Origin of the sequence: Kitasatospora sp. NPDC094019 (assembly GCF_044764505.1) — a bacterium.
Lineage (GTDB): Bacteria > Actinomycetota > Actinomycetes > Streptomycetales > Streptomycetaceae > Kitasatospora.
In genome coordinates this window covers 1-23564 of the sequence record NZ_JBIWIF010000017.1, presented here as the reverse complement: position 1 = coordinate 23564, position 23564 = coordinate 1, and the positions used below count along the sequence as shown (strand labels likewise).

22 protein-coding genes are annotated in these 23564 nt (G+C 74.1%); 15 read left to right on the top strand and 7 right to left on the bottom strand.

Annotation, left to right across the window (positions count from 1 at the left end):
- Positions 1-32 precede the first annotated feature (32 nt).
- Positions 33-314, bottom strand: coding sequence for an HPr family phosphocarrier protein (locus ACIQ9P_RS30325; RefSeq protein WP_030396570.1), 282 nt, complete (start codon positions 312-314; stop codon positions 33-35).
- Between the two features lie 229 nt (positions 315-543).
- Between ACIQ9P_RS30325 and ACIQ9P_RS30320 the strand changes: the two genes are divergently transcribed.
- The 4 genes from ACIQ9P_RS30320 (at position 544) to ACIQ9P_RS30305 (ending at position 6161) form a co-directional block, all read left to right on the top strand.
- Positions 544-3414, top strand: a complete 2871-nt coding sequence (locus tag ACIQ9P_RS30320; RefSeq protein WP_402363102.1) for a GNAT family N-acetyltransferase — start codon at positions 544-546, stop codon at positions 3412-3414.
- 95 nt (positions 3415-3509) lie between these two features.
- A complete protein-coding gene (locus ACIQ9P_RS30315) occupies positions 3510-4109 on the top strand; it encodes a DUF5998 family protein (protein WP_402363099.1) in 600 nt (199 codons plus the stop codon).
- Between the two features lie 177 nt (positions 4110-4286).
- Entirely contained in the window at positions 4287-5471 is a 1185-nt protein-coding gene (locus tag ACIQ9P_RS30310; RefSeq protein ID WP_402363097.1) for an alkaline phosphatase family protein, read from the top strand.
- Between the two features lie 33 nt (positions 5472-5504).
- The gene (locus ACIQ9P_RS30305; protein WP_402363094.1) at positions 5505-6161 is read left to right on the top strand and encodes a thymidine kinase; all 657 of its coding nucleotides are present in this window, start codon (positions 5505-5507) and stop codon (positions 6159-6161) included.
- A gap of 64 nt (positions 6162-6225) precedes the next feature.
- Here the strand turns inward: ACIQ9P_RS30305 and ACIQ9P_RS30300 are convergent, their stop codons facing one another.
- The gene (locus ACIQ9P_RS30300; RefSeq protein WP_402363091.1) at positions 6226-6975 is read right to left on the bottom strand and encodes a VOC family protein; all 750 of its coding nucleotides are present in this window, start codon (positions 6973-6975) and stop codon (positions 6226-6228) included.
- Positions 6976-7140: 165 nt separating this feature from the next.
- On the opposite strand from ACIQ9P_RS30300, the gene ACIQ9P_RS30295 reads away from it, so the two are divergent.
- Positions 7141-8001, top strand: a complete 861-nt coding sequence (locus ACIQ9P_RS30295; protein ID WP_402363088.1) for a sulfurtransferase — start codon at positions 7141-7143, stop codon at positions 7999-8001.
- Positions 8002-8094: 93 nt separating this feature from the next.
- Here ACIQ9P_RS30295 and sepH read toward each other — a convergent pair whose 3' ends face one another.
- A complete protein-coding gene (sepH, locus tag ACIQ9P_RS30290) occupies positions 8095-9174 on the bottom strand; it encodes a septation protein SepH (RefSeq protein ID WP_402363085.1) in 1080 nt (359 codons plus the stop codon).
- 516 nt (positions 9175-9690) lie between these two features.
- Between sepH and ACIQ9P_RS30285 the strand changes: the two genes are divergently transcribed.
- Positions 9691-10632 carry a hypothetical protein gene (locus ACIQ9P_RS30285; protein ID WP_402363083.1) on the top strand — a complete coding sequence of 314 codons (942 nt, stop codon included), beginning with the start codon at positions 9691-9693 and terminating at the stop codon, positions 10630-10632.
- Here ACIQ9P_RS30285 and ACIQ9P_RS30280 read toward each other — a convergent pair.
- Positions 10629-11951: a D-arabinono-1,4-lactone oxidase gene (locus tag ACIQ9P_RS30280; protein ID WP_402363080.1), complete on the bottom strand. Its 1323-nt coding sequence runs from the start codon at positions 11949-11951 to the stop codon at positions 10629-10631. The genes ACIQ9P_RS30285 and ACIQ9P_RS30280 overlap by 4 nt on opposite strands.
- 93 nt (positions 11952-12044) lie before the next feature.
- A complete protein-coding gene (locus ACIQ9P_RS30275; protein WP_402363077.1) occupies positions 12045-13301 on the bottom strand; it encodes an MFS transporter in 1257 nt (418 codons plus the stop codon).
- A 134-nt stretch (positions 13302-13435) separates the two neighbouring features.
- On the opposite strand from ACIQ9P_RS30275, the gene ACIQ9P_RS30270 reads away from it, so the two are divergent.
- Together ACIQ9P_RS30270 and ACIQ9P_RS30265 are read left to right on the top strand one after the other, a co-directional pair.
- A complete protein-coding gene (locus ACIQ9P_RS30270) occupies positions 13436-14578 on the top strand; it encodes a ferrochelatase (protein ID WP_402363074.1) in 1143 nt (380 codons plus the stop codon).
- Between the two features lie 45 nt (positions 14579-14623).
- Complete coding sequence (locus ACIQ9P_RS30265) at positions 14624-15475, top strand: inositol monophosphatase family protein (RefSeq protein ID WP_402363071.1); 852 nt, start codon at positions 14624-14626, stop codon at positions 15473-15475.
- 166 nt (positions 15476-15641) lie between these two features.
- On the opposite strand, the gene ACIQ9P_RS30260 is transcribed toward ACIQ9P_RS30265, so the two are convergent.
- Complete coding sequence (locus ACIQ9P_RS30260) at positions 15642-15827, bottom strand: hypothetical protein (RefSeq protein ID WP_030301315.1); 186 nt, start codon at positions 15825-15827, stop codon at positions 15642-15644.
- Between the two features lie 501 nt (positions 15828-16328).
- Here ACIQ9P_RS30260 and ACIQ9P_RS30255 point away from each other — a divergent pair.
- The 4 genes from ACIQ9P_RS30255 to ACIQ9P_RS30240 all read left to right on the top strand — a co-directional run bounded on the left by ACIQ9P_RS30255 (position 16329) and on the right by ACIQ9P_RS30240 (position 20510).
- Positions 16329-16982: a response regulator transcription factor gene (locus ACIQ9P_RS30255; RefSeq protein ID WP_209415376.1), complete on the top strand. Its 654-nt coding sequence runs from the start codon at positions 16329-16331 to the stop codon at positions 16980-16982.
- A gap of 54 nt (positions 16983-17036) precedes the next feature.
- On the top strand, positions 17037-18344 hold the full coding sequence (locus ACIQ9P_RS30250; protein WP_402363067.1) for a sensor histidine kinase: 1308 nt from the start codon (positions 17037-17039) through the stop codon (positions 18342-18344).
- A 375-nt stretch (positions 18345-18719) separates the two neighbouring features.
- The gene (locus ACIQ9P_RS30245; protein WP_402363064.1) at positions 18720-19694 is read left to right on the top strand and encodes an acyl-ACP desaturase; all 975 of its coding nucleotides are present in this window, start codon (positions 18720-18722) and stop codon (positions 19692-19694) included.
- Positions 19695-20210: 516 nt separating this feature from the next.
- The gene (locus ACIQ9P_RS30240; protein ID WP_030396554.1) at positions 20211-20510 is read left to right on the top strand and encodes a DUF4193 domain-containing protein; all 300 of its coding nucleotides are present in this window, start codon (positions 20211-20213) and stop codon (positions 20508-20510) included.
- A 259-nt stretch (positions 20511-20769) separates the two neighbouring features.
- Here the strand turns inward: ACIQ9P_RS30240 and ACIQ9P_RS30235 are convergent, their stop codons facing one another.
- On the bottom strand, positions 20770-21219 hold the full coding sequence (locus tag ACIQ9P_RS30235; RefSeq protein ID WP_402363061.1) for a DUF3093 domain-containing protein: 450 nt from the start codon (positions 21217-21219) through the stop codon (positions 20770-20772).
- 115 nt (positions 21220-21334) lie between these two features.
- Between ACIQ9P_RS30235 and ACIQ9P_RS30230 the strand changes: the two genes are divergently transcribed.
- From ACIQ9P_RS30230 to ACIQ9P_RS30220, 3 genes are all read left to right on the top strand, one after another.
- On the top strand, positions 21335-21952 hold the full coding sequence (locus ACIQ9P_RS30230) for a PaaI family thioesterase (protein ID WP_402363439.1): 618 nt from the start codon (positions 21335-21337) through the stop codon (positions 21950-21952).
- Positions 21949-22416, top strand: a complete 468-nt coding sequence (dut, locus tag ACIQ9P_RS30225) for a dUTP diphosphatase (RefSeq protein WP_328954830.1) — start codon at positions 21949-21951, stop codon at positions 22414-22416. Before ACIQ9P_RS30230 ends, dut begins: the two co-directional genes overlap by 4 nt.
- A gap of 69 nt (positions 22417-22485) precedes the next feature.
- On the top strand, positions 22486-23289 hold the full coding sequence (locus ACIQ9P_RS30220; protein WP_402363057.1) for a DUF3710 domain-containing protein: 804 nt from the start codon (positions 22486-22488) through the stop codon (positions 23287-23289).
- Positions 23290-23564 lie beyond the last annotated feature (275 nt).

Below are 23564 nucleotides of genomic sequence, written 5' to 3'. Positions count from 1 at the left end.
CCCGGGCTCCGGACGTGTGTGCGGTGCGGTGCTCAGGCCGCGGCGGGCAGCTCGTCCAGGCCCTGCTGGACCAGCGCGGCCAGGCGGTCCAGGGCCTCGTCGGCGCCCTCGGCGTCGGAGGCCAGCACGACCTCGTCGCCGCCCTGCGCGCCGAGCGCGAGCAGGCCGAGCATGGAGCCGGCGTTGACGGGGTTGCCGCCCGGCTTGGTGATGGTGATCGGCACGCCGGTGGCCGCGACGGCCTTGACGAAGACGGAGGCGGGACGGGCGTGCAGGCCCTCGGCCCAACCGATGGTGACGCGGCGCTCGGCCATGAGACGTGCCTTTCCGGTGAAGCTGGTCACAGCCGTGATGGGGGAAACGGCCATGTTGTCTAGACCAGTGTTGCACGCAGCCGACCCCTGCGAGCCGCCGCGTTCGGGACTTGTGATTGTTTCTTTCAGAGCCATAAACGGCGCATAATCCCCGTTCAGAGGCCCTGCCCACCCTGCCGTGAACACACGCCCGGCGCCATTCGGCCCGCCGCCGGATAACCTGACGATCGTGGACGACTCCGCGGCACCGAACCCCGAGCAGGACCCGAGGCCCGCCCGGACGGCGGGCCGCCCGGAGCACGGCCCGGACGGCCCGGACTACCCCCAGCACTGGGAGGCCGACGTCCTGCTGCGCGACGGCGGCACCGCCCGGATCCGCCCGATCACCCCGGCGGACGCCGCCCGTCTGGTCGAGTTCTACGAACAGGTGTCGGACCAGTCCAAGTACTTCCGCTTCTTCGCGCCCTACCCCCGGCTGTCCGACAAGGACGTCCGGCGCTTCACCCACCACGACTTCGTCCACCGGGTCGGCCTCGCCGTCGTCGTCCGCGACCGCTTCATCGCCACCGTCCGCTACGACCGGATCGACACCGACGGCCGCCCCTCGGAGACCGGCACCGACGCCGAGGTCGCCTTTCTGGTCCAGGACGCCCACCAGGGCCGGGGCGTCGCCTCCGCCCTGCTGGAGCACATCGCCGCGGTCGCCCAGGAGCGCGGCATCCGCCGCTTCCAGGCCGAGGTGCTGCCGGAGAACCGCAAGATGGTGAAGGTCTTCACCGACGCCGGCTACGTCCAGCGCCGCAGCTTCGCCGACGGCGTCGTGCACCTGGAGTTCGATCTCGAACCCACCGCGGCCTCGCTCGCCGTCATGCGGGCCCGCGAGCACCGCGCCGAGGCCCGCTCGGTCCAGCGGCTGCTCACCCCGCGCTCGGTCGCCGTGATCGGCGCCTCCCGCACCCCGCAGACCGTCGGCCGGGCCCTGCTGCGCGACCTGCTCACCGGCTTCGCCGCCGCCGACCGCCCGGTGTACGCGGTGAACCGCAACGCCCCGCCCGGCACCGAGCTGGACGGCCTCCCGGTGCACCGCTCGGTCCTGGACATCCCCGGCCCGGTCGACCTCGCGGTGATCGCCGTCCCCGCCTCCGCCGTGCCCGAGGTGGTCGCCGAGTGCGGCGCGCACGGCGTCCAGGGCCTGGTGGTGGTCACCGCCGGCTACGCCGAGACCGGCCCCGAGGGCCGCGACCGCCAGCGCGCCCTGGTCGGCCAGGCCCGGGCGGCCGGCATGCGGGTGATCGGCCCGAACGCCTTCGGCCTGATCTCCACCGACCCGGAGCACCCGCTGAACGCCTCGCTCGCCCCGGTGCTGCCCGCCCGCGGCGCCTTCGGCGTCTTCTGCCAGTCCGGCGCGATCGGCGTCGCCCTGTTGGAAGCCGGCCACCGGCGCGGCCTCGGCGTCTCCTCCTTCGCCTCGGTCGGCAACCGCTCCGACGTCTCCGGCAACGACTTCCTCCAGTACTGGGCCGAGGACCCGGCCACCGAGGTCGTCCTGCTCTACCTGGAGTCCTTCGGCAACCCCCGCAAGTTCACCCGGATCGCCCGCCGGCTCGCCCAGGCCAAGCCGGTGGTCGTGGTCAAGGGCGCCCGCCACACCGGCAGCCTGCCGCCCGGCCACGCCGTCCCGGCCACCGCCAGCGGCCTGCGGGACGCCACCGTCGACGCCCTCTTCGAGCAGGCCGGCGTCACCCGGGTGGAGACCATCACCGAGCTGTACGACACCGGAGACCTGCTCGCCCACCAGCCGCTGCCGCCCGGCGACCGGGTCGCGGTGGTCGGCAACTCCGACTCCCTGGGCCTGCTCACCCACGACGCCTGCCTCTCGGCCGGCCTGCGCCCGCGCACCCCCGTCGACCTCACCACCGCCGCCACCGGCGAGAACTTCCGGATCGCGCTGGACACCGCGCTGACCGACCCCGGGGTGGACGCGGTGATCGCCGTCGCCATCCCGCCCCTCGGCAGCCAGTCCTGGGGCCCCCGCCCGCCCGGCCGCCCGACCGGCCCGGACGGCGCCGAGCTCGGCTCCGACGATCCGGAGATCGCCGCCGCCCTGCTCGCCGCCGGCGAACGCGCCCGGGCGGCCGGCAAGCCGCTGCTCCTCGCCCACCTGGCGCTCACCGACCTGCCGGGCCGGCTGCGCCCCGGCGGCATCCCCGCCTACCCCGCGCCCGAGCGGGCGGTCCGGGCCCTCGCGCACGCCGTCCACTACGCCGACTGGCGTCGCCGGATGACCGCGGCCGAGGAGACCGCCAGGGTCCCCGAGCTCGACCGGATCGACGAGGCCGGCGCCCGCGTCCTGGTCGACGCCGCGCTCTCCACCCGCGCCGCGGTCGCCGCCCGCACCCAGCCCGGCGGTGCGCGGGTCACCCTGCCCGACGCCGAGGCGGCCGCCCTGCTCGCCCGCTACGGCATCGACGTCTCGCCGACGCTGCCCGCCCCGGACGAGGAGAGCGCGGCGCGGGCCGCGGCTTCCCTCGGCTACCCCGTCGCGCTCAAGGCCACCGCCCCGCATCTGCGCCACCGGCCCGACCTCGGCAGCGTCCGGCTCGACCTGACCGGCGAGGCCGGACTGCGCCACGCGCACCGCGAGCTCGACGAGCTGCTCGGCGGGGCCGCCCAGGCCGCGCTGGTGGTCCAGCGACTCGCCCCCCGCGGGGTGGACACCGTGATCGGTGCCACCGTCGACCCGGCGGTCGGCGCGATCCTCTCCTTCGGCCTGGCCGGCGCTCCCGCCGAACTGCTGGGCGACGTCGCCCACCGACTGGTTCCGGCCACCGACCAGGACGTCGCCTCACTCGTCCGCGAGGTCAGGGCGGCGCCGCTGCTGTTCGGCTGGCGGGGCGCCGAGGCGGTCGACACCGACGCCCTGGAGGAACTGCTGCTACGGGTGTCCCGGCTGGTGGACGACCTGCCGGAGGTCGCCTCGGTGGACCTCGAACCGGTGGTCGTCGCCCCGCACGGACTGGCGATCCTGGGGGCGCGCGTCCGCATCGCGCCCCTGCCGGTCCGCAGCGATCTGGGCCCGCGCGCCATGAGCACGCTGTAACCTTCCTTGGTTGCGTCCGGACCCCGCGGGCGCCGTTGTCCGAAGCTCGGCGCCGTGCCGTCCGCTTCGTCGGCGGACCATGCCAGGATGGAGTTATGGCGAAGACCGGTACCACCACCACACAGGACCTGCGTTCCGCGATCGAGCGCAGCGGCTACTACCCGGCCCTGGTGTCCGAGGCGGTCGAGTCCGCGGTGGGTCCCGAGCTGATCAGCTCCTACCTGGTGCACCAGGAGACCACCTTCGACGCCAACGAGGTGCGTCGGCACGTCACCGTCCTGGTCCTGACCCCGACCCGCTTCGTGGTCAGCCACACCGACGAGCAGACCGGGGACGGCAGCAGCCCCGCCGTCCCGCTCGCCACCACCTCCACCGAGAGCGTCCGGCTGGACCGGATCAACTCCGTGGTGGTCAGCCGGATGGTCGCCAACCCGGAGACCTACACCCCGGGCACGCTGCCCCGCGAGGTCGTGCTGACCATCGGCTGGGGCGCCGTCCAGCGGCTCGACCTCGAACCGGCCGGCTGCTCCGACCCGAACTGCGAGGCGGACCACGGCTACACCGGCTCCGCCACCGCCGACGACCTGTCCCTGCGGGTCAGCGAGGCCGGCGACGGCCCGGAGACGGTGGCCCAGGCCCTGGTCTTCGCCCGTGCCCTCTCCGAGGCGACCGTCACCAGCGGCCCCCGGGTCTGACTCCGCCCCGGCCCGAACCGCGCCGACCCCTCACCGCACCCCCACCGCGCCCACCGGCGCCGCCCCGCGCGGTCGCGCGCTGATCGCCGCCGACCCGCCGCCGACCCGCCGTCGTCCGGACACCGCCCGCCACGGGTCCGGACCGCCCCGGCCAGCCAGGAAGCCACCCCCGCCACCATGCCCTACGCCCCCGACGGCCACGACGCCTTCGAGCTCCTCGACCCCGCCACCGCGCCCGCGCCGCCCTACGGCAGCGGCTCGCTCTGCGACCTGCTGCCCTCGGTGGCGGCCGGCCTCGGCGTGCCCGGCTTCACCGCCGCGCTGCCGCTCGCGCCGGCCGACCGCGCGGTGGTCTTCCTGGTCGACGGCCTCGGCTGGGAGCTGCTGCTGCGCCACCCCGAGTACGCGCCGTTCCTCTCCTCGCTGACGGCCGGCTCGCTCGGCGGCACCGGCCGACCGCTGACGGCGGGCTTCCCGTCCACCACCGCCACCTCGCTGGCCTCGGTCGGCACCGGCACCCCGCCCGGCCTGCACGGACTGGCCGGCTACACGGTGGCGGTCCCCGGCGCCGGGCACCTGATGAACCAGCTGCGCTGGCAGCCGCCGACCGACCCGGCCGCCTGGCAGCCGTACCCCACCGTCTTCGAGCAGGTGCACGCCGCCGGGGTGGCCACCGCCCAGGTGTCCTCCCCGTTGTTCGCCCAGACCCCGCTCACCCGGGTCGCGCTCTCCGGCGGCACCTTCCTCGGCCGCACCACCGGCGAGGAGCGGATGGACCGGGCCGCCGCCTGGCTCGCCGAGCACGACCGCGCGCTCGTCTACACGTACGTCAGCGAACTCGACGGCGCGGGCCACCGCTTCGGGGTGGACTCGGACGAGTGGCGGATGACCCTGGACGCGGTCGACCGGCTGGCCCGCCGGCTCGCCGAACAGCTGCCCCCGCGCTCGGCGATGTACGTCACCGCCGACCACGGCATGATCGACATCGCCCCCGAGGACCGGATCGACTTCGACGAGGACTGGGAGCTCGGCGCCGGCGTCGCCCTGCTCGGCGGCGAGGGCCGGGCCCGTCACGTCTACGCCGTCCCCGGCGCCGCCGCCGACGTGCACACGGTCTGGAGCGAGGTGCTCGGCGACCGGATGTGGGTGGCCACCCGGGACCAGGCGATCGAGGCCGGCTGGTTCGGTCCCACCGTGGACGACCGGGTCTACCACCGGATCGGCGACGTGGTCGCCGCCGCCCGCGACGACATCGCCGTCGTCGCCTCCCGCAACGAGCCCGGCGAGTCCGCGATGATCGGCCTGCACGGTTCGATGACCCCGGTCGAGCAGTTCGTGCCCCTGCTCGAATTCCGCCGCTGAACTCCCCCGACGTGAAAGGCCCTCGCACCACCCATGGCTGAACTGGTGTTCTTCTCCGGCACGATGGACTGCGGGAAGTCGACCCTCGCGCTCCAGATGGACCACAACCACGCCGCCCGCGGCCGGCAGGGCATGATCCTCACCCGCAACGACCGGGCCGGCGCGGCCACCATCTCCAGCCGGCTCGGCCTGCGTGCCGACGCGGTCGAGGTGGCCGACGGCTTCGACTTCCACGCCCATGTGGTGCACCGGCTCTCGGCCGGCGGCCGGGTGGACTACCTGATCTGCGACGAGGCCCAGTTCTTCGCCCCCGAGCAGATCGACCAGCTGGCCCGGGTGGTCGACGAACTCGACATCGACGTCTTCACGTTCGGCATCACCACGGACTTCCGCACCCGGCTCTTCCCCGGCTCCCAGCGGTTGATCGAACTCGCCGACCGGGTCGAGGTGCTCCAGGTCGAGGCGCTCTGCTGGTGCGGCGGCCGGGCCACCCACAACGCCCGCACCGTCGGCGGGGTCATGGTGGTCGAGGGCGCGCAGGTCGTCATCGGCGACATCTCGGTCCGTGACGACGAGGTCGGTTACGAGGTGCTCTGCCGGCGCCACCACCGCCGTCGCCTCACCGCCGCCACCGCTCGCGCCGCCGTGCTCTCCCCGGACGTCCTCCCCTTCGAGGAGCAGCAGGTCTGAGAGCGGCGGGTCCGGGAACGGCGGGTCCGGGAACGGGCTCCGCAGCAGCGGGCCCGAGCGGCCGTCAGCCCGCCTGCAGCACCGAGAAGTGCCCGCCGCGCGGGTCCGCCAGCCGGGCCGCCCGGCCGCGCGGCGTCGCCTGCGGGGCCACCAGCACCCGGCCGCCCAGCTCGACCGCCCGACGGGCCGTCAGGTCGACGTCGACCACGGCGAAGTGGGTGCGCCAGCGCGGCGGATGGCCGCGCAGCTCGGCGCCGTGCCGGACCCCGGCCACCGGCCGGCCGCCGACCAGCAGCGCCGACCCGCCCTCGGCCCCGGCCACCGCCACGCCGAGCACCGCGCGGTAGAACGCGGCCGCGCCGTCCGCGTCCGGGGTGAGCAGTTCCGTCCAGGCCGGTCCGCCCGGCCCCGGCCCGCTCTCCCGGCCGAGGTGCTCCTCGCCCTGCCAGAGCCCGAACACCGCGCCGGAGACGTCGGCCGCGATGGCGAGCCGCCCGGCCCGCTCGGCCTGGAGCGGTCCGACCGCGACCGTGCCGCCGCACTCCCGCACCAACTGGGCCGCGCGGTCCGCGCTGTCGACCGCGAAGTAGCTGGTCCACTGCACCGGGAAGCCGGTCACCGCGGCCACCCCGAGCCCGGCCACCGGCTCCTCGCCGAGCCGGGCCCGGACGTAGTCGCCCAGTTGCGCCGGGCCGGGGGCGAAGGTCCAGCCGAGCAGCTCGCCGTAGAAGGCCCGGGTGCCGGGCAGGTCGTCGGTCATCAGGCTGACCCAGCACGGGGTGCCCTGGGCCAGCCGGAGTGTCAGCGCGGGCATGACATGTCTCCTCAACGGGCGGTCGGCGCACGAAACGGCGCAGTGAGGGTGATGCTTCCACCGTGGCGCTCGTCGAACCCTCGGGCCGCGCGGAAAGTCCGGCAAAGAGCGCACAAAGAGCGCCGCCCCGCCGCACGGGTCCGGCCCTGCGCCAGAATGACCGCCATGACCACCCTTCACGATGACTCCCCGCTGGTGTCGGTGACCGGTTTGCGGGAGTCGCTCGACTCCGGGCGCCCACCGATCCTGCTCGATGTGCGCTGGCAGCTCGGCGGCCCGCCCGGCATCGAGGACTACACCGCCGGCCACCTGCCGGGCGCCCGCTTCGTCTCCCTCGACACCGACCTCGCCGCCCCGGCCGGCCCGCCCGGGCGCGGCGGCCGCCACCCGCTGCCCGACCCGGAGGAGTTCGGCGCCGCGCTGCGCCGCCTCGGTGTCTGCGCCGACCGCCCGGTGGTGGTCTACGACGGCGCCACCTCGCTGGCCGCCGCCCGCGCCTGGTGGCTGCTGCGCTGGGCCGGCCACCCGGACGTCCGGGTGCTGGACGGCGGCTTCGCGGCCTGGCGCGAGGCCGGACTGCCGGTCACCACCGAGGTCCCGCCGGCCGGGGACGGCGACTTCAAGCCCGTGCCGGGGCAGCTGCCGGTGGTCGACGCGGACGGCGCCGCCGCCTGGGCCCGTGACGCGCTGCTGCTGGACGCCCGGGCCGGGGAGCGCTACCGGGGCGAGACCGAGCCGATCGACCCGCGCGCCGGCCACATCCCCGGCGCGGTCTCCGCGCCCACCACCGAGAACGTCGGCCCGGACGGCCGCTTCCGGCCGGCCGCCGAACTCGCCGCCCGGTTCCGGGCGCTGGGAGCGGGGGAGCGGGGCACCGCCGTCTACTGCGGCTCCGGGGTGACGGCCGCGCACCAGATCCTGGCCCTCGCGGTGGCGGGCCTGCCGGCCACCCTCTACCCGGGGTCGTGGAGCGAGTGGTCCGGTGACCCGGCCCGCCCGGCCGCCGTCACCGACCAGCCCGGCTGAGTCGGTCCGCGGGCGGAGCCCGTACGCACCGAAGGCGCGGACGACCGGGGTCGTCCGCGCCTTCGAGGTGTCCTGCCGGTCCCGGCCCGGCCGCTACTCCTGCTTCTTGCGCCGGCTGCCGAAGACGATCTCGTCCCAGCTCGGCACGGTGGCCCGGCGTCCGGGCCGCACGCCGTCGGCCTCGGCCTGGCGGTCGGTGGTGCCGACCAGCCGCTCCCGGTGCGGTGCCACCGCCCGGGGCATCAGGATGTCCGCGTACGCCGAGCCCGCGCCGACGGCCGGAGCCGCGGCGGCCGCGGGTTCCGCCTCCTCCTCGGCCACCTCGGCGGGCGCCGGCTCGACCGGCGGCGGCGCGCCGACCGCGAGGTCGCCGCGGAAGGCGGGCACCACGTCCAGCAGGCTGGTCAGCGAGTCCCGGGCCTCGGCCGTCGCCTCGCGGGACTCCCGTACCTCCCGGGCCGACATGATCCGGTCGGCCGAGGGCCGGTCGATCATCGGGCGCAGCGGCCGGTCGTGGGGGAGTCGGGCGATCCGCGGGATGAACGGGAAGACCGAGTCGTCCTCGCGCTCGACCGATTCGCCGATCAGGGCGCGGGCCTCGTCGTCGTTCGGCTGGACCAGTCGCCGGGGCGGGTCGTACGTCCAGGACGCGCTGCGGCCCTCGCCGTCGGCCCGGTAGGAGAGGATGACCTCCCAGGTGCCGTCGTCGCGCCGCCAGGAGTCCCAGCGCTCGGTCTCCTTCTCGGCGCCGCGCAGGGCCAGCCGCTCGGACACGGCCTCGCCCAGCTGCGGGCCGGTGGCCTCGCCGTGCCGGCGGATCGCGGTCTTGCGGGCCCGCTCGGCCATGAAGGCGCGCTCGGCCAGCACCGGACCCTCGAAGCGGCGGACCCGGTCGACGGAGATACCGGCGGCCTGCGCGACCTCCTCGGCGGAGGCACCGGCTCGTATCCGCGCCTGGATGTCCCGGGGACGGAGGTGGCTCTCGACCTCGATCTCGATCTGGCCGAGGCGCGGCCGGTCACCACGGATGGCGGCTCGCAGCCGCTCGTCGATGGGGAGGGTGTACTCCGTGCTGTCGGCAGCCTTGAGCACCAGCCGTGTGCCGTCGTTGCTGACGGCCACAACCCGCAGTTCGGGCACGGTTACCTCCCGGGTGGTGCCTGCCGACGTCACCTGCGTCGCTGCTCCCGTACTGAGTGTGGCCTGCCCACTGGCGGCTGGCCACAACCTTGCTGAGTTCCCCGGCGTGTCGGGCTTACGCCCGGCCACGCCGCTGTGGCACGGTTGCCTTTTTGCCACGTCATCCGTCGACGTCGCGCCTGGGTGCCCCGACCGTCCTCGCACGTGGAGTGACGCGACGATCCGGGACCGGTGTCGCCGTGCGCGCCTGCGCCACCGCTCCTTGTCAAGCTGCCGGTTGATGGGCAGTCGACAAGTCGACCTGGGCTCGGGCTTTACGAACAGTACTCCATTCGTGGCATCCGAAGGGGCGGCTCGCCGCTCAAGTCTCCCGCGATTCACGGGAATCTCAAGAGCGCACGACCCCAATGGCCGAGGATCGACCGGTCGACGGTGATCATCTTCACATATATCTCTCGCGAAGAACCGTATTTTCGACCCTTGTGTCCTTCTTTGTGCAGGATGGAGTGACTTGTTCGAAAGACAGTCGTACTGACGCGAGGGATGTCGATGCCGGAGCAGAAGCCCGACCGGGGCGGCGCCGAGGAAGGTCGCAGGCGAATTGATCTGAGTGGGACTCAGGTCGCCGCCAGCGCGCTGGCCACCGTGGTGGGGGCGGTACTCGCGTCCGAACTCGGGGTCTACGGAACCATTCTCGGCGCGGCGGTGGTGAGCATCGGCGCGACCACCGGCGGGGCGCTGTTCCAGCACCTCTTCCGCCGGACCGGGGAGCAGCTGCGTGGCGCGGTGGACCGCGCCTCCGGTCCGGGGCAGCTGGTGAACGGGCTGCGGCAGGCGCCGGACCGGACCGACCCGGCCGATCCGGCCACGCCGCCCGGCTCGGCGGAGTGGAGCGAGCCGCGGGTGGTCCGGGCGCGGCGCCGGTGGGGCTGGAAGACGTACGCGGCCGTCTCGGCCCTGGTGTTCACGGTCGCGATGGTGCCGATCCTGGCCTTCGAGCTCGCGACCGGCCGGCCGGTGTCGGCGACGGTCCAGGGCGAGTCGGGCACCGGTACCTCGCTGGGCGGCCGGGTCGACCGGAAGCCGTCGGGCGACGCGCCGCCCTCCGGGCCGGCCGCCGTGCCCTCCCCTTCCGCCGGCCGGGACGGCGGCGGATCCGGGCGGCCGAGCCCCGGTGCCCGTCCGGGGACGGAGGGCGAGGGGAGTTCCTCCGCCCCGTCGGCCTCCCCGTCCGGCGGTCCGTCGGGCGGCTCCGGGGCGACGCCGTCCGGACCGGCCTCCGGGTCCCCCTCGGCCCGGCCCTCCGCCGAGCCGTCCGGGTCGGCCCCGCCCTCGGCGCCGTCCGGCGGCGGGAGCGCCTCCGCGAAGCCGTCCGGCGGCGCGACCCCGAGGCCCCCGGACCCGACCACCGCCGTCGTCCCCCCGCCGGCGCCGGACCCGGCGACCGCGCCCCGGGCCCCGCAGCCGCCGCAGGCACCCCAGCCGTCCTAGGAACCGAGCACCCGGCGCAGGTGGTCGTTGCCGAAACGGCGGTCCGGGTCGAGCGTGTCGCGCAGCGCGGTGAAGTCCGCGAAGCGCGGGTACACCCCGGCCAGGTACTCGGCGTCCCGGGTGTGCAGCTTGCCCCAGTGCGGCCGGCCGCCGTGCTCGGTCATCAGCCGCTCCACCGCCGTGAAGTACCCCTGCTCCGCGGTGCCCCGGTAGAGGTGGACGGCGATGTACGCGGTGTCCCGGCCGTGGGCGGTGGAGAGCCAGACCTCGTCGGCCGGGGCGAACCGCACCTCGACCGGGAAGCTGATCCGCCAGCGGGACCGTTCGACCATCGCCCGCAGCTCGCGCAGCACCTCGCCCACCGAGGCGCGCGGCACCGCGTACTCCATCTCGACGAAGCGCACCTTGCGCGGGCTGGTGAAGACCCGGTGGGCGGTGTCGGTGTAGCTGCGGTCCGACCAGGCACGGCTGGCCAGCGCGGCGATCGTCGGCACCGAGGCGGGGAAGCGCCGCCCGACCCGGCAGGCGCCCGCCCAGACGGTGTTGGAGAGGAAGTCGTCCTCCAGCCACTCCTTGAACCGGGGCAGCGGCGCGGCCGGTCCCTGGCTGCGGTTGTTGCGCTTGGTGGAGCAGCGGTCGGTGTGCGGGAACCAGTAGAACTCGAAGTGCTCGTTGACGGCGGTGAGGTCGTCCAGCCGGTGCAGCACCTCGTCGAAGCGCATCGGCTGCTCGTGCGCGGTGAGCAGGAAGGCCGGCTCGACGGCGAGGGTGAGCGCGGTGATCACGCCGAGCGCGCCGAGGCCGAGCCGGGCGGCCTCGAACAGCTCCGGATGCTCGGTGGGGGAGCAGCGCCGGACGCTTCCGTCGGCGAGCACGATCTCCAGTCCGCGGATCTGGGCGGCCAGCGAGCCGGAGTCCCGGCCGGTGCCGTGGGTGCCGGTGCTGGTGGCGCCGGCCACGGTCTGCGCGTCGATGTCGCCCATGTTGGTGAGCGAGAGGCCGGCGGCGGCGAGCAGCCGGTTGAGCCGGTGCAACGGCAGTCCGGCCTCGACGGTGACGGTGCCGTTCGCGTGGTCGATCCCGCGCACGGCGGTCAGACCGTGCGGGCGGACCAGGACGCCGTGCCCGGGGGAGGCGATCGCGGTGAAGGAGTGGCCGGAACCGACCGCCTTGACGGTCTCGCCCCGGTCGGCGGCGCGCAGGACCTCCTCGGCCAGCTCCTTCGCACTGCCGGGGGTGACCACCCGGGCGGGGACGGTGCTCTGGTTGCCCGCCCAGTTGGTCCAGCGGGCGCGGGTCGCGGTCCTGGCCTGGGGCATTGCGGCGCCTCCTGCTCGGTGGCCGGACGGGAGCCGGCCCACCTCGTTCCCTACCCACGGGTAGGCCGCGGGTAGGGAGGAGGGTAAGGCAGGTCAGCGTCCGAGGTCCACGGTTTCGGCGGCCGCGGGGCCGGCCGGCTCGGCCGCCAGACCGGCCCGCAGCCGCTTGAGTCCGGCCGCCGCCGTCAGCACGCCGAACACCCCGGCGGTCAGCGGCACCCAGTAGCCGGCCGCCGCCCCCGCGGCGTCGACCGTCCAGCCGCCGACCGAGGAGCCGACCGCGACGCCGATCGCCAGCCCGGTGGTGGTCCAGGTCATGCCCTCGGTCAGCTTGGCGGCCGGGACCAGCCGCTCGACCAGGGCCATCGCGGTGATCAGGGTGGGGGAGATGGCGATGCCCGCGATCAGCAGCGCGCCGCCGACCGCGACCAGGCCGCCGATCCCGCTCACCGACTCGGCGACCAGCAGCAGCGGGACCATGCTGACCGCCATGAAGACCACCCCGCCGAAGAACCGGCTCGCCATCGACCCGGTGAGCTTCAGGGTGCCGAACACGAAGCCGGCCGCGCAGGAGCCGAGCGCCCAGAGCGCCAGGACCACGCTGGAGATCGCCTTGTGGCCCTGGTCCTCGGCGTAGGCGACGGTCACCACCTCGACCGAGCCGAAGATCGCCCCGGTGGCGACGAAGGTCAGCACCAGGACGATCAGGCCGCTGTTCAGGATCGCGCTGCCGCCGGTGCGGGTGTGGGCGGGGTGCAGCGGCGGCTCGGTCCGCCGCTGGGCGGTGAACAGGGTGATGCCGACGGCGAGGAAGATTCCGGCGAGCAGGAGGCCCGCCTCCGGGAAGACCGCGGTGGCCAGTCCGATCGACAGGATCGGGCCGACGATGAAGCAGACCTCGTCGACCACCGCCTCGAAGGAGTAGGCGGTGTGCAGCTTCGGGGCCTCGTCCCGGTAGAGGTGCGCCCAGCGGGCGCGGACCATGGCGCCGGTGCTCGGCATCCCGCCCATGCCGGCCGCGAAGACGAACAGCGTCCAGGTCGGCGCCCCGAAATGGGCGCAGAGCAGCAGTCCGGTGGCGGCGGCGATCGTGATGACGGTCGCCGGCACCGCGACCCGGCGCTGTCCGTGCCGGTCCACCAGCCAGGAGACCATCGGCCCCAGGACCGCCGCCGAGACCGCCAGCGTCGCCGAGACCAGGCCCGCGATGCCGTAGGAGCCTCTCAGCTGGGAGAGCATGGTGACGATGCCGATGCCGGTCATCGAGATCGGCAGCCTGGCGATGAAGCCGCTGGACGAGAAGGCCAGAGTGCCGGGGGCGGCGAATATCTGGCGGTAGCTGGACAGCACGGGAGCTCCGCAAATCGGGGGGTAAGGGACGAGGCTGGTAACGACAGCTTACGAACCTTGGCAATCGGTATTTTCCGGACACCGGGCGCCGTCCCGGCATCGGCCCCCGGGCCCACAGTGGCAGGATCGGTGCCATGTCCGACGCGCGCAACACCTCCCGCACCGGCGCCGCCCCGTACGACGCCCTGCTGCTGCTCTCCTTCGGCGGGCCCGAGGCCCCCGAGGAGGTCGTGCCGTTCCTGGAGAACGTCACCCGGGGCCGCGGCATCCCCACCGAACGGCTCCGGGAAGTGGGCAAGCACTACTTCCTGTTCGGCGGCGTCAGCCCGATCAACGAGCAGAACCGGGACCTGCTGGCCGCGCTGCGCAAGGACTTCGCCGAGCACGGTCTCGACCTGCCGGTGTACTGGGGCAACCGGAACTGGGCGCCCTACCTGGTCGACACCCTGCGCGAGCTGGCCGCCGACGGGCACCGCCGGATCGCCGTCCTCGCCACCAGCGCCTACGCCGGCTACTCCGGCTGCCGCCAGTACCGGGAGAACCTCGCCGACGCGCTGGCCACGCTGGCCGGGGAGGGCCTGCCGGAGCTTCGGGTCGACAAGCTGCGGCACTTCTACAACCACCCCGGCTTCGTCGAGCCGATGGCCGAGGCCACCCTGGCCGCCCTGGACCGGCTGCCGGCGGAGGTCCGGCCCGGCGCCCGGCTGGCCTTCACCACCCACTCGATCCCGGACACCATGGCCGAGACCTCCGGCGCCCCGGACGACCCGGCCCGGGGCCGCCCCGGCGGCGCCTACGTCGCCCAGCACCAGGAGGTGGCCCGGCTGGTCGCCGCCGCCGTCGCCGGCCGCACCGGTGTCGCGGACCGCCCCTGGGAACTGGTCTTCCAGAGCCGCAGCGGAGCCCCGCACACCCCGTGGCTGGAACCCGACATCTGCGACCACCTGGAGGCGCAGCACGCCGACGGCGCCCCGGCCGTGGTGATGGTCCCGATCGGCTTCGTCTCCGACCACATGGAGGTCAAGTACGACCTCGACACCGAGGCTGCGGCCAGGGCCGCCGAGCTGGGCCTGCCGGTCGCCCGGGCCGCCACCGTCGGGGCCGACCCCCGGTTCACCGCCGCCGTGCGCGAGCTGGTCCTGGAGCGGGCCGCCGCCGAGCGCGGCGAGCCGGTGTCCCGCTGCGCCCTGGGCGCCCTCGGCCCCAGCCACGACGTCTGCGCGGTGGCCTGCTGCCCCAACCCGCGCGCACCCCGCCCGGCCGCCGCCGAGCACTGACCGCCGAGCACCGACCGCCCCGCCCCGCCCCCGGAGGAGAACCCCGTGCCCAGCCCCGCCGTGCCCGACCCCGCCCCGCTCGACGAGGCCCTGCTCGACGAGCTGCTCGACGTCGCCCTGGACGCCGCCCGCCGGGCCGGTGCGCTGCTGCTCGACGGCCGCCCCGCCGACCTCGGTGTGGCCGGCACCAAGAGCAGCCCGGTCGACGTGGTGACCGAGATGGACCTGGCCTCGGAGAAGCTCGTCCTGGAACTGATCACGGCCCGCCGGCCCGAGGACGGCTACCTCGGCGAGGAGGGAGCCGAGCGGCCCGGCACCAGCGGGGTGCGCTGGGTCGTCGACCCGCTCGACGGCACCGTGAACTACCTCTACGGGCTGCCGTCCTGGGCGGTCAGCGTGGCCGCCGAACTGGACGGGCGCGCGGTGGTCGGGGTCGTGTACGCCCCGGCCCGCGGTGAGCTGTTCCACGCCGTGACCGGCCGCGGGGCGTACCGGGACGGGCAGCCGCTCTCCACCCGCCCGGCCCCGCCGTGGGGCCAGGCGCTGATCGGCACCGGCTTCGCCTACGTCCGGGAGGTGCGGGTGAGGCAGGCCGAGGTGGTGCTCGCCCTGATGGCCGAGGTGCGCGACATCCGCCGGGCCGGCGCCGCGGCCGTGGACCTGTGCGACGTCGCGGCGGGCCGGCTGGACGGCTACTACGAGCGCGGGCTGGCCCCCTGGGACCGGGCGGCGGGCTGTCTGATCGCGGCCGAGGCCGGGGCCGTGGTCGGCGGCCGCCCCGGGCGCGGCCCGGACGGCGAGCTGACGGTGGCCGCCGCGCCCGGGGTGTACGAGCCGCTGCAGGAGCGGCTGGCAGCCCTGCGCGCCTGGGCGGACCGGGCCGACCCCACCGGGTGACGCCGTCCGGGCGCCGCCCGGCGGCGCCCCTCCGGGGGCGTTTCCCGGGGGCGCCCGGGCAGCGAAGAGCCCTGACATACGGGGGATGCCAGGGCCTGGGTTTTCGCACGGCCCCCGTAGGGCCGCTGGTGCCGGAGGTCCGGCGACGGGTCGGACGGTCGGTGGATCAGGCGGCGGTGCGGTGGCGCTCCAACACCGTGTCCACGCCGTGCTCGGCGGCGAGACGGCGCAGATCGTCCAGCTCGGACTGTTCCACCTCGGCGAGGAACTCGTCCCCGGCCTCGATCGCGCGGTGCAGGTCCTGCTCGGCGTTGGCGATGCGCTGCAGGATTCCGGCGGTGAAGGCGTCCATACGGGCCCCCTTACTGTGTCGGACGTGCACGGTCGTGCGCCCCCTGCCCCAGGTGTGCGGTTGCCAGCGGAAGCGTCCGATCCGGTTCGGTGAAGATGTCCGGTCGGGCGCGGAGACGGCCCTCGGCCGCTCCCGTGACGCCCCGAGCCCAGGGCCGGCGCGGATGAACGCACGGCGGGTGGGTGCGATCGGCTCAGAAACCGGATCGCGGGTGTGCAGCACTCCTCCCCGCCCCGGGACCGGGGAAACCTCCCGCCGCGAGAAAGTTGCCCGCGTCACAGTCCAACCGGACTGCTCCCGCCACGAACCCCGTCGCGAACCCCGTCGCGGTGCCGGCCGCGGAACCCGCCGGCGGACCCCGCCCCGGACCCGGCGCCGCCCGTGGGCGGACCTGCCTCCGGGGCAGCTTATCGCTGCTTTACCGCAGGACCAGGCAGGATGGAGGCACCGTCGGAGCCGCGCGTCCGCTTCCGGGGCCGGCCAGGAGAAGGGACAACGACTGTGCGGGTTCTCGTCGTCGAGGACGAGCAGCTGCTCGCCGAGGCAGTCGCCACGGGTCTGCGCCGCGAGGCGATGGCCGTCGACGTGGTGTACGACGGGGAGGCCGCGCTCCAGCGCATCGCGGTCAACGACTACGACGTGGTCGTGCTCGACCGCGACCTGCCGCTGGTCCACGGCGACGACGTCTGCCGCAGTGTCGTCGAGCAGGGCCTCGCCACCCGGGTGATCATGCTGACCGCCTCCGGCGACATCAGCGACCGGGTCGAGGGCCTCGAAATCGGAGCGGACGACTACCTTCCGAAGCCGTTCGCCTTCAGCGAACTCGTCGCCCGGGTCCGCGCCCTGGGCCGCCGCGCCACCGTCCCGCTGCCCCCCGTCCTGGAACGGGCCGGCATCTCCGTCGACCCCGGCCGCCGCGAGGTCATCCGGGACGGCCGCCCGGTCCAGCTCGCCCCCAAGGAATTCGCCGTCCTGGAGGTGCTGATGCGGGCCGGCGGTGCCGTCGTCTCCGCCGAGCAGCTGCTCGAAAAGGCGTGGGACGAGCACACCGACCCGTTCACCAACGTCGTGCGCGTCACCGTGATGACGCTGCGCCGCAAGCTCGGCGACCCGCCGGTGATCGTCACCGTGCCCGGTTCCGGCTACCGGATCTGACCGGACCCGCCCCCACCACGCGCCCGCCCCGGCGGACGCCCCGAGAGGACCATCATGACCACCCCGCCCTCGGCCGGCGGGCCCTCCGGCGCGCCCTCCGGCGGGCGCGACGTGCCCGGCCGGCCCGTTCCGCCCCGGCCCCCGCACCCCCCGCGCGCCCCCCGGCTGCACCAGCCCGAGAGCTACGTGCCCGGTGACGGCATGCTCGCCTGGCTGCCGTTCCGCCCGACCATCAGGATCCGGCTCACCCTGCTCTACGGCGGGATGTTCCTGATGGCCGGGGTGGTGCTGCTGCTGCTGATGTACGTGTTCGTGCGGCAGGCCATGCAGGATGTCCGGCCGCCGACCCTGGACTTCGGAGCGAACGGCGTCCGGGTCAACGGCACCTGGATGAGCACCGAGGGCTTCAACCAGTACCTGGCCAACAGCCACACGGACAAGGCGAACAGCGCGCTCAACATGCTGCTGCGCAAGTCGCTCACCATGCTGGTCTGCCTGGCCGTGATCGCCTTCGCGGCCGGCTACGCGATGGCCGGCCGGGTGCTGCGCCCGCTCGGCCGGATCACCCGCACCGCCCGCGAGGTCGCCTCCTCCGACCTGCACCGGCGGATCGAGCTGGACAGCCCGGACGACGAGCTCAAGGAGCTCGCCGACACCTTCGACGACATGCTGGAGCGGCTGCACCGGTCCTTCGACTCCCAGCGGCGCTTCGTCGCCAACGCCTCGCACGAGCTGCGGACCCCGCTGGCGATCAACCGGACCCTGCTGGAGGTCCAGCTCTCCGACCCGGCGGCCTCGCCGGACCTCCTGCAGCTCGGCAAGACCCTGCTGGCCACCAACGAGCGCAGCGAGCAACTGGTCGAGGGCCTGCTGCTGCTCGCCCGCAGCGACAACGAGCTGACCGACCGCCGTCCGGTCGAGCTGTCCGAGGCGGCCACCCGGGCGCTGGAGCAGACCAGGGCCGAGGCCACCAAGCGGGAGGTCGACCTGCGGGCCTCGCTGCACCCGGCGATGGTGGCCGGCAACGGCATCCTGCTGGAGCGGATCGCGCTCAACCTGCTGCAGAACGCCGTCCGCTACAACTCCCCGGACGGCTGGGTCGAGATCACCACCGCCCCGGTCCCCGGTGGCGGCGAGCTGGTGGTCTCCAACACCGGTCCGGTGGTGCCCGGCTACGAGCTGGAGCACATCTTCGAGCCGTTCCGCCGGGTCAAGGGCGCCGACCGCACCCGCAGCGACAAGGGAGTCGGTCTCGGCCTCTCCATCGTCCGCTCGGTGGTCCGGGCGCACCACGGCACCATCGAGGCCACCCCCCGCGCCGGCGGCGGCCTCACCATGCGCGTGCGCATCCCCGGCATCTAGCCCCTCTCTTTCGGATCCCGCCGGGCGCGCGACGCCGGGACGGGATCCGAAGGAGAGGACCTGGCGGGCGCTCCCGGGCGCCCCTCCCGACCCGGGGCCACCGGACGATTCCCGGAGCCGCCACGACCCCCTCACGGCCCTTCTCGGGGCCCGCCCGCCGCCCCGTGCGGACCAGCTCCGTGCGCGACCGTTCCCGGCCGCCCCCGTCAGGCATGTCAAGAGGACATAAGCCCTGGCGGGGGCGGCTTGTCTTTTCCGGTCCGGGCAACTTACGGTGTCGTAACCTACGCGACCGTAAGTGCGGTCGTCCCGTACTCCGGTGTTGCCCGTCCAGCGCGCTCCTCCGGCGCGTGACCTCCCACAGGAGCCAGACCCGTGACCATCGCCCCCGTGCAGCGCAGTACCTCGCTCGGTTCGAGCGCCTGGACCGACGCGCGACTGATCCTGGCCCTCGAAGAGGTCGTCGAGAAGGAGCTCGACCGTCACCTCAAGGTCGCCAAGGAGTGGATGCCGCACGAGTTCGTCCCCTGGAGCCGGGGGCGCGACTTCCCCGGCGCGCTGGGCGGCGAGGCGTGGGAGCCCGGCGACTCCAAGGTGACCCCGCTCGGCCGGGTCTCGCTGGTGGTCAACCTCCTCACCGAGGACAACCTCCCGAGCTACCACCACGAGATCGCGACCATGTTCGGCCGCGAGGGCGCCTGGGGGACGTGGGTCCACCGCTGGACGGCGGAGGAGGGGCGGCACGGAATAGCCATCCGTGACTACCTCCTCACCACCCGGGCCGTCGACCCGGACGAGCTGGAGCGGGCGCGGATGTCGCACATGTCGGAGGGCTTCGTGTCCGACAACGCGCACAGCATGCTCCAGTCGGTCGCCTACGTGGCCTTCCAGGAGCTCGCCACCCGCATCTCGCACCGCAACACCGGCCACTACGCCGGCTGCCCGCTGGCGGACCAGCTGCTCGCGAAGATCGCCAACGACGAGAACCTGCACATGGTCTTCTACCGGAACCTGCTGAAGGCCGCCCTGGAGATCGCGCCCGACCAGGCCATGCGCGCCATCGCGGACGTGGTGACCGACTTCCGGATGCCCGGCCACGGCATCCCCGGCTTCGAGCGGGCCGCCGCCCAGATCGCCCTCGGCGGGGTCTACAACCTCCGCATCCACCTCGACGACGTGCTGCAGCCCGTGCTGCGCCACCTCAAGGTGATGGAGGTCGCGGGCCTGGGCCCCGAGGGCCTGCGGGCCCAGGAGGAGCTCGGCGTCTTCCTCGACGGGCTGGACGCCCAGGCGACCAAGTTCGACGAGCGGCAGGCGGCGCGGCTGGCGCGCGTCGCGGCCCGGCAGTAGGAGCGCCCCGGGGGTGGGACGCGCGGGGCGGCGGGCGCGGCGGTCGGCGCCGTGACAGGCGCTGGCTTGGGCGGATTTCCCATCTTTTGCCCGGGCCGGGGGTGAACGTGAGCAAGGTCACACCGTGTCGCTCCAAGGGGTGGGGCAACCCCGGAGAGTGATCATCGTTCCGACCCCTCCGATTGCCGTCCGTGAGCGGAACGGCGATCGGAGGCGGATCGAAGGATCGGCTCCCCGGCCTGGTGGGCAAGGGAATTGGCGGGTGCGCGGCGGACCTTCGCTCACGGAGCGTGTCCGCCGGGCGCTCATCGGCACGCTCCGCCGATGGCCCTGCGTGAGGCTTCGCAGGTCCAAGTGGATCATCTCGGCGGGCGCCCGGATGAGTGTCGATTGAGTAACAGGGCTTGAAGTAAGGCAAAATCTCCGCCTCGGGTCGGGCACAAGACCGACCCCCCATGCGTTACGTGCCCTGGAGATACCGCACACACCGCACAACCCGGAGGGGGAGAGCGACATATGGCTACCGACTACGACACCCCACGCAAGACCGATGATGAGCTCAACGAGGACAGCATCGAGGAGCTCAAGGCCCGCAGGAACGACAAGGGCGGCAACGCGGTCGACGTCGACGAGTTCGAGGCCGCCGAGGGAATGGAGCTTCCCGGCGCGGACCTCTCGAACGAGGAACTCTCCGTCCGGGTCCTGCCGCGGCAGGCCGACGAGTTCACCTGCATGAGCTGCTTCCTGGTCCACCACCGCAGCCAGCTGTACAGCGAGAAGAACGGCAACCCGATCTGCCGGGACTGCGGCGCCTGAGGACCAGGGCGGTCATGACTCGGACCTCGCGGTCTCCGCGAGACCGGTGCGACGCCCCTTCCGGCCCCGGGCAGCGGGGCCGGACGGCAGCTCCGGCGTCCGTCCCGACGGACGCACCAGTCATACGGTCTGATGGACACGCGTCTGCCGCAGACGCCGAGGGACGGTACCGCGAGGCGGTACCGTCCCTCTCCGTCTGTCCGGGCCCTTCCCGTTCCGGGCCCTTCCGTCCCGGCCCGGGAGCCCCTGCGGGGCCGGCTCAGGCGCGGGTGTTCCGGCGGGCGTCCTCCAGGGCCTCGGCGAGCTTCATCGGCGAGCGGGTGGAGAGGTAGAGGTAGGGCGTCGGGTCGGCCGGATCGCTGACCTCGACCCGGAGCGCGGTCGGAACGTAGCTGCGCAGCAGCATGAAGGCCCGCGGGTCGGCCTTGGGACCGCGCCAGGCCGCGGCCTCGGCCGGGCTCAGCGCGTGGGCGGCGCCCAGGGCGTCCACCGGGATCCGGGCCGGGCCGGCCACCAGGGACCCCTGGACCACCCGGATCCGGGCGGAGCCGTAGCTGCTGATCGCTGCGGCGCCGGCGGCGATGCCGACCACCAGCCCGACCAGGGCGCCCACCGCGCTGATCCGCAGCAGGATCAGGGCGAGCGTGAGGCCGATCAGGACCGGGAACAGCCACCAGGAGCGCGGCGCGGTGAGGCGTTCGTCGTACATGCCCCCCATTGTGGGCGTCGATACACCGGGCCCCGGACCCAACCCCCGCCCCGGACCGGGCTACCGGTCGGTAGGGTGGGGCGCCGTGACCGGTTCGACTGCCCCCACCGCGCCCCTGACCCCCGCCGCCCCCAGCGAGTCCGCGGCCCCGGCCCACCCGGCGTCGCCGACGACGCCCCCGCCGGAGGCCGTCCTCCCGCCGCGCGCCCCCGAGGCCCCGGCCCCCGGCACCCGCCTCGGCTCCCACTACGAGCACTGCTTCGGCTGCGGCCCGCAGCACCCCGGTGGACTGCGGATCGACGCGGTCGCCGGGACCGGCCTCGACGTCACCGCCGAGTTCACCGTCCGCCCGGAACACCAGGGCGGCCCCGGACTGGCCCACGGCGGCCTGCTGACCACTGCCATGGACGAGACCCTCGGCACGCTCAACTGGCTGCTGCACGTCCCCGCCGTCACCGGCCGGCTGGAGACCGACTTCCTCTCCCCGGTACCGGTCGGCTCCGTGCTGCACCTGCGGGCCTGGATCACCGGCGCCCACGGCCGGAAGATCTACAGCGCGGCCGAGGCGCGGATCGACGGCCCCGACGGTCCGGTCGCGGTGCGCGCACGGGCACTCTTCATCCAGGTGAAGCTGGAACACTTCACCAAGCACGGTCGTCCCGAGGACATCGAGAAGGTCCTCGACGACCCCGACCTGATGCAGCGTGCCCGAACCTTTGAGGTGAACCCTTGAGCACCACCCCCCGCGAGCCCCTCGACGTCCTGATCCGTCGGCTCGACCCCGAGCTGCCGCTGCCCGCGTACGCGCAGCCCGGCGACGCCGGTGCCGACCTGCGGACCACCGTGGACGCGGAGCTGGCCCCCGGCGAGCGGGCGGTTCTGCCCACCGGTATCGCCATCGCGTTGCCCGACGGCTACGCCGCGTTCGTCCACCCCCGGTCCGGGCTGGCAGCTCGTTGCGGCGTTGCTCTGGTGAACGCCCCAGGGACGGTCGATGCCGGGTACCGTGGAGAGATCAAGGTGATCGTCGTCAATCTGGACCCGCGCGAGGCGGTCAGCTTCCGCCGAGGGGACCGGATCGCCCAGCTGGTCGTCCAGCAGGTCGAGAAGGCCCGCTTCCACGAAGTGGCCGAGTTGCCGGGGTCGGCACGCGCCGAGGGCGGGTTCGGGTCGACCGGTGGCCACGCCGCGGTCTAGGCTGCCCGCGGCCTCGCAGGAAGCCGAGCAGGTATTCGCATCGGTCTTGGACCGGGAAGGACAGTGACCGTGTTCCGTCGTCGCCAGAAGAGCGAGGACGCTGTCGAGCAGCTCGCCGACGACGCCATCAGCGCCGACGAGACGGCCGATGACGTCGAAGGTTCCGCCGAGAGCGAGAACGTGACCGACCTGGACCCGGCGGACCGGGTCGGCCTGCCGCCGGCTCCGCGTCCGGACGGTCCGTGGGACCACTCCGAGCTGGAGAACCCGGAGGAAGGGCGCGTCGACCTCGGGGGTCTGCTGGTCCCCGGTGTCGAGGGCATGGAGCTCCGGGTCGAGGTGGCCGGCGACGCGATCGTGGCCGCCACCCTGGTCCTCGGCAGCAGCGCCATCCAGCTGCAGGCGTTCGCGGCCCCCAAGTCGGAGGGCATCTGGGGCGAGGTCCGCGAGGAGATCGCCACCGGCATCACCTCGCAGGGCGGCCTCGTCGAGGAGGAGGAGGGCCCGCTGGGCTGGCACCTCCGCGCCCAGGTCCCGGTGCAGCTGCCGGACGGCACGCAGGGCGTGCAGCTGGTGCGCTTCGTCGGCTGCGACGGTCCGCGCTGGTTCCTCCGCGGCGTGATCTCCGGCCAGGCCGCCGTCCAGCCCGAGATGGGCGGGATCCTGGAGCAGGTCTTCCGGCAGACGGTCGTCGTCCGCGGCGAGACCCCGATGGCGCCGCGCGACCCGATCGTGCTGAAGCTCCCCGAGGACGCGCAGATGGTCGCCGACGGCGGCGGCGCCGTCGCGGCCACCGGTGAGGGCGACAACCGCTACGGCGGCACCTCGCTCGACCCGTTCGCCCGCGGCCCGGAGATCACCGAGGTCCGCTGAGCACAGCGCCCCGAGTACGCCGATCGCCCCCGCCCGGACCCCGGGCGGGGGCGATTTGCTTCGGACGGTCCCGTCCCCGTACAGTTCCGGAGTCGCCGCGAGAGAGCGGGGACAAGCGGAAAGCGAAGTCGGCTGAATGAAACTCCGGAAAACGGAGCGGAAAACGTCTGATAAGCTTGAAACACGAAAGAACGAAGCGCCCGGAGGGCCGGTGTGAAAGCCGCCTGAAGGAAGCGTCCGTTCCTTGAGAACTCAACAGCGTGCCAAAAGTCAAC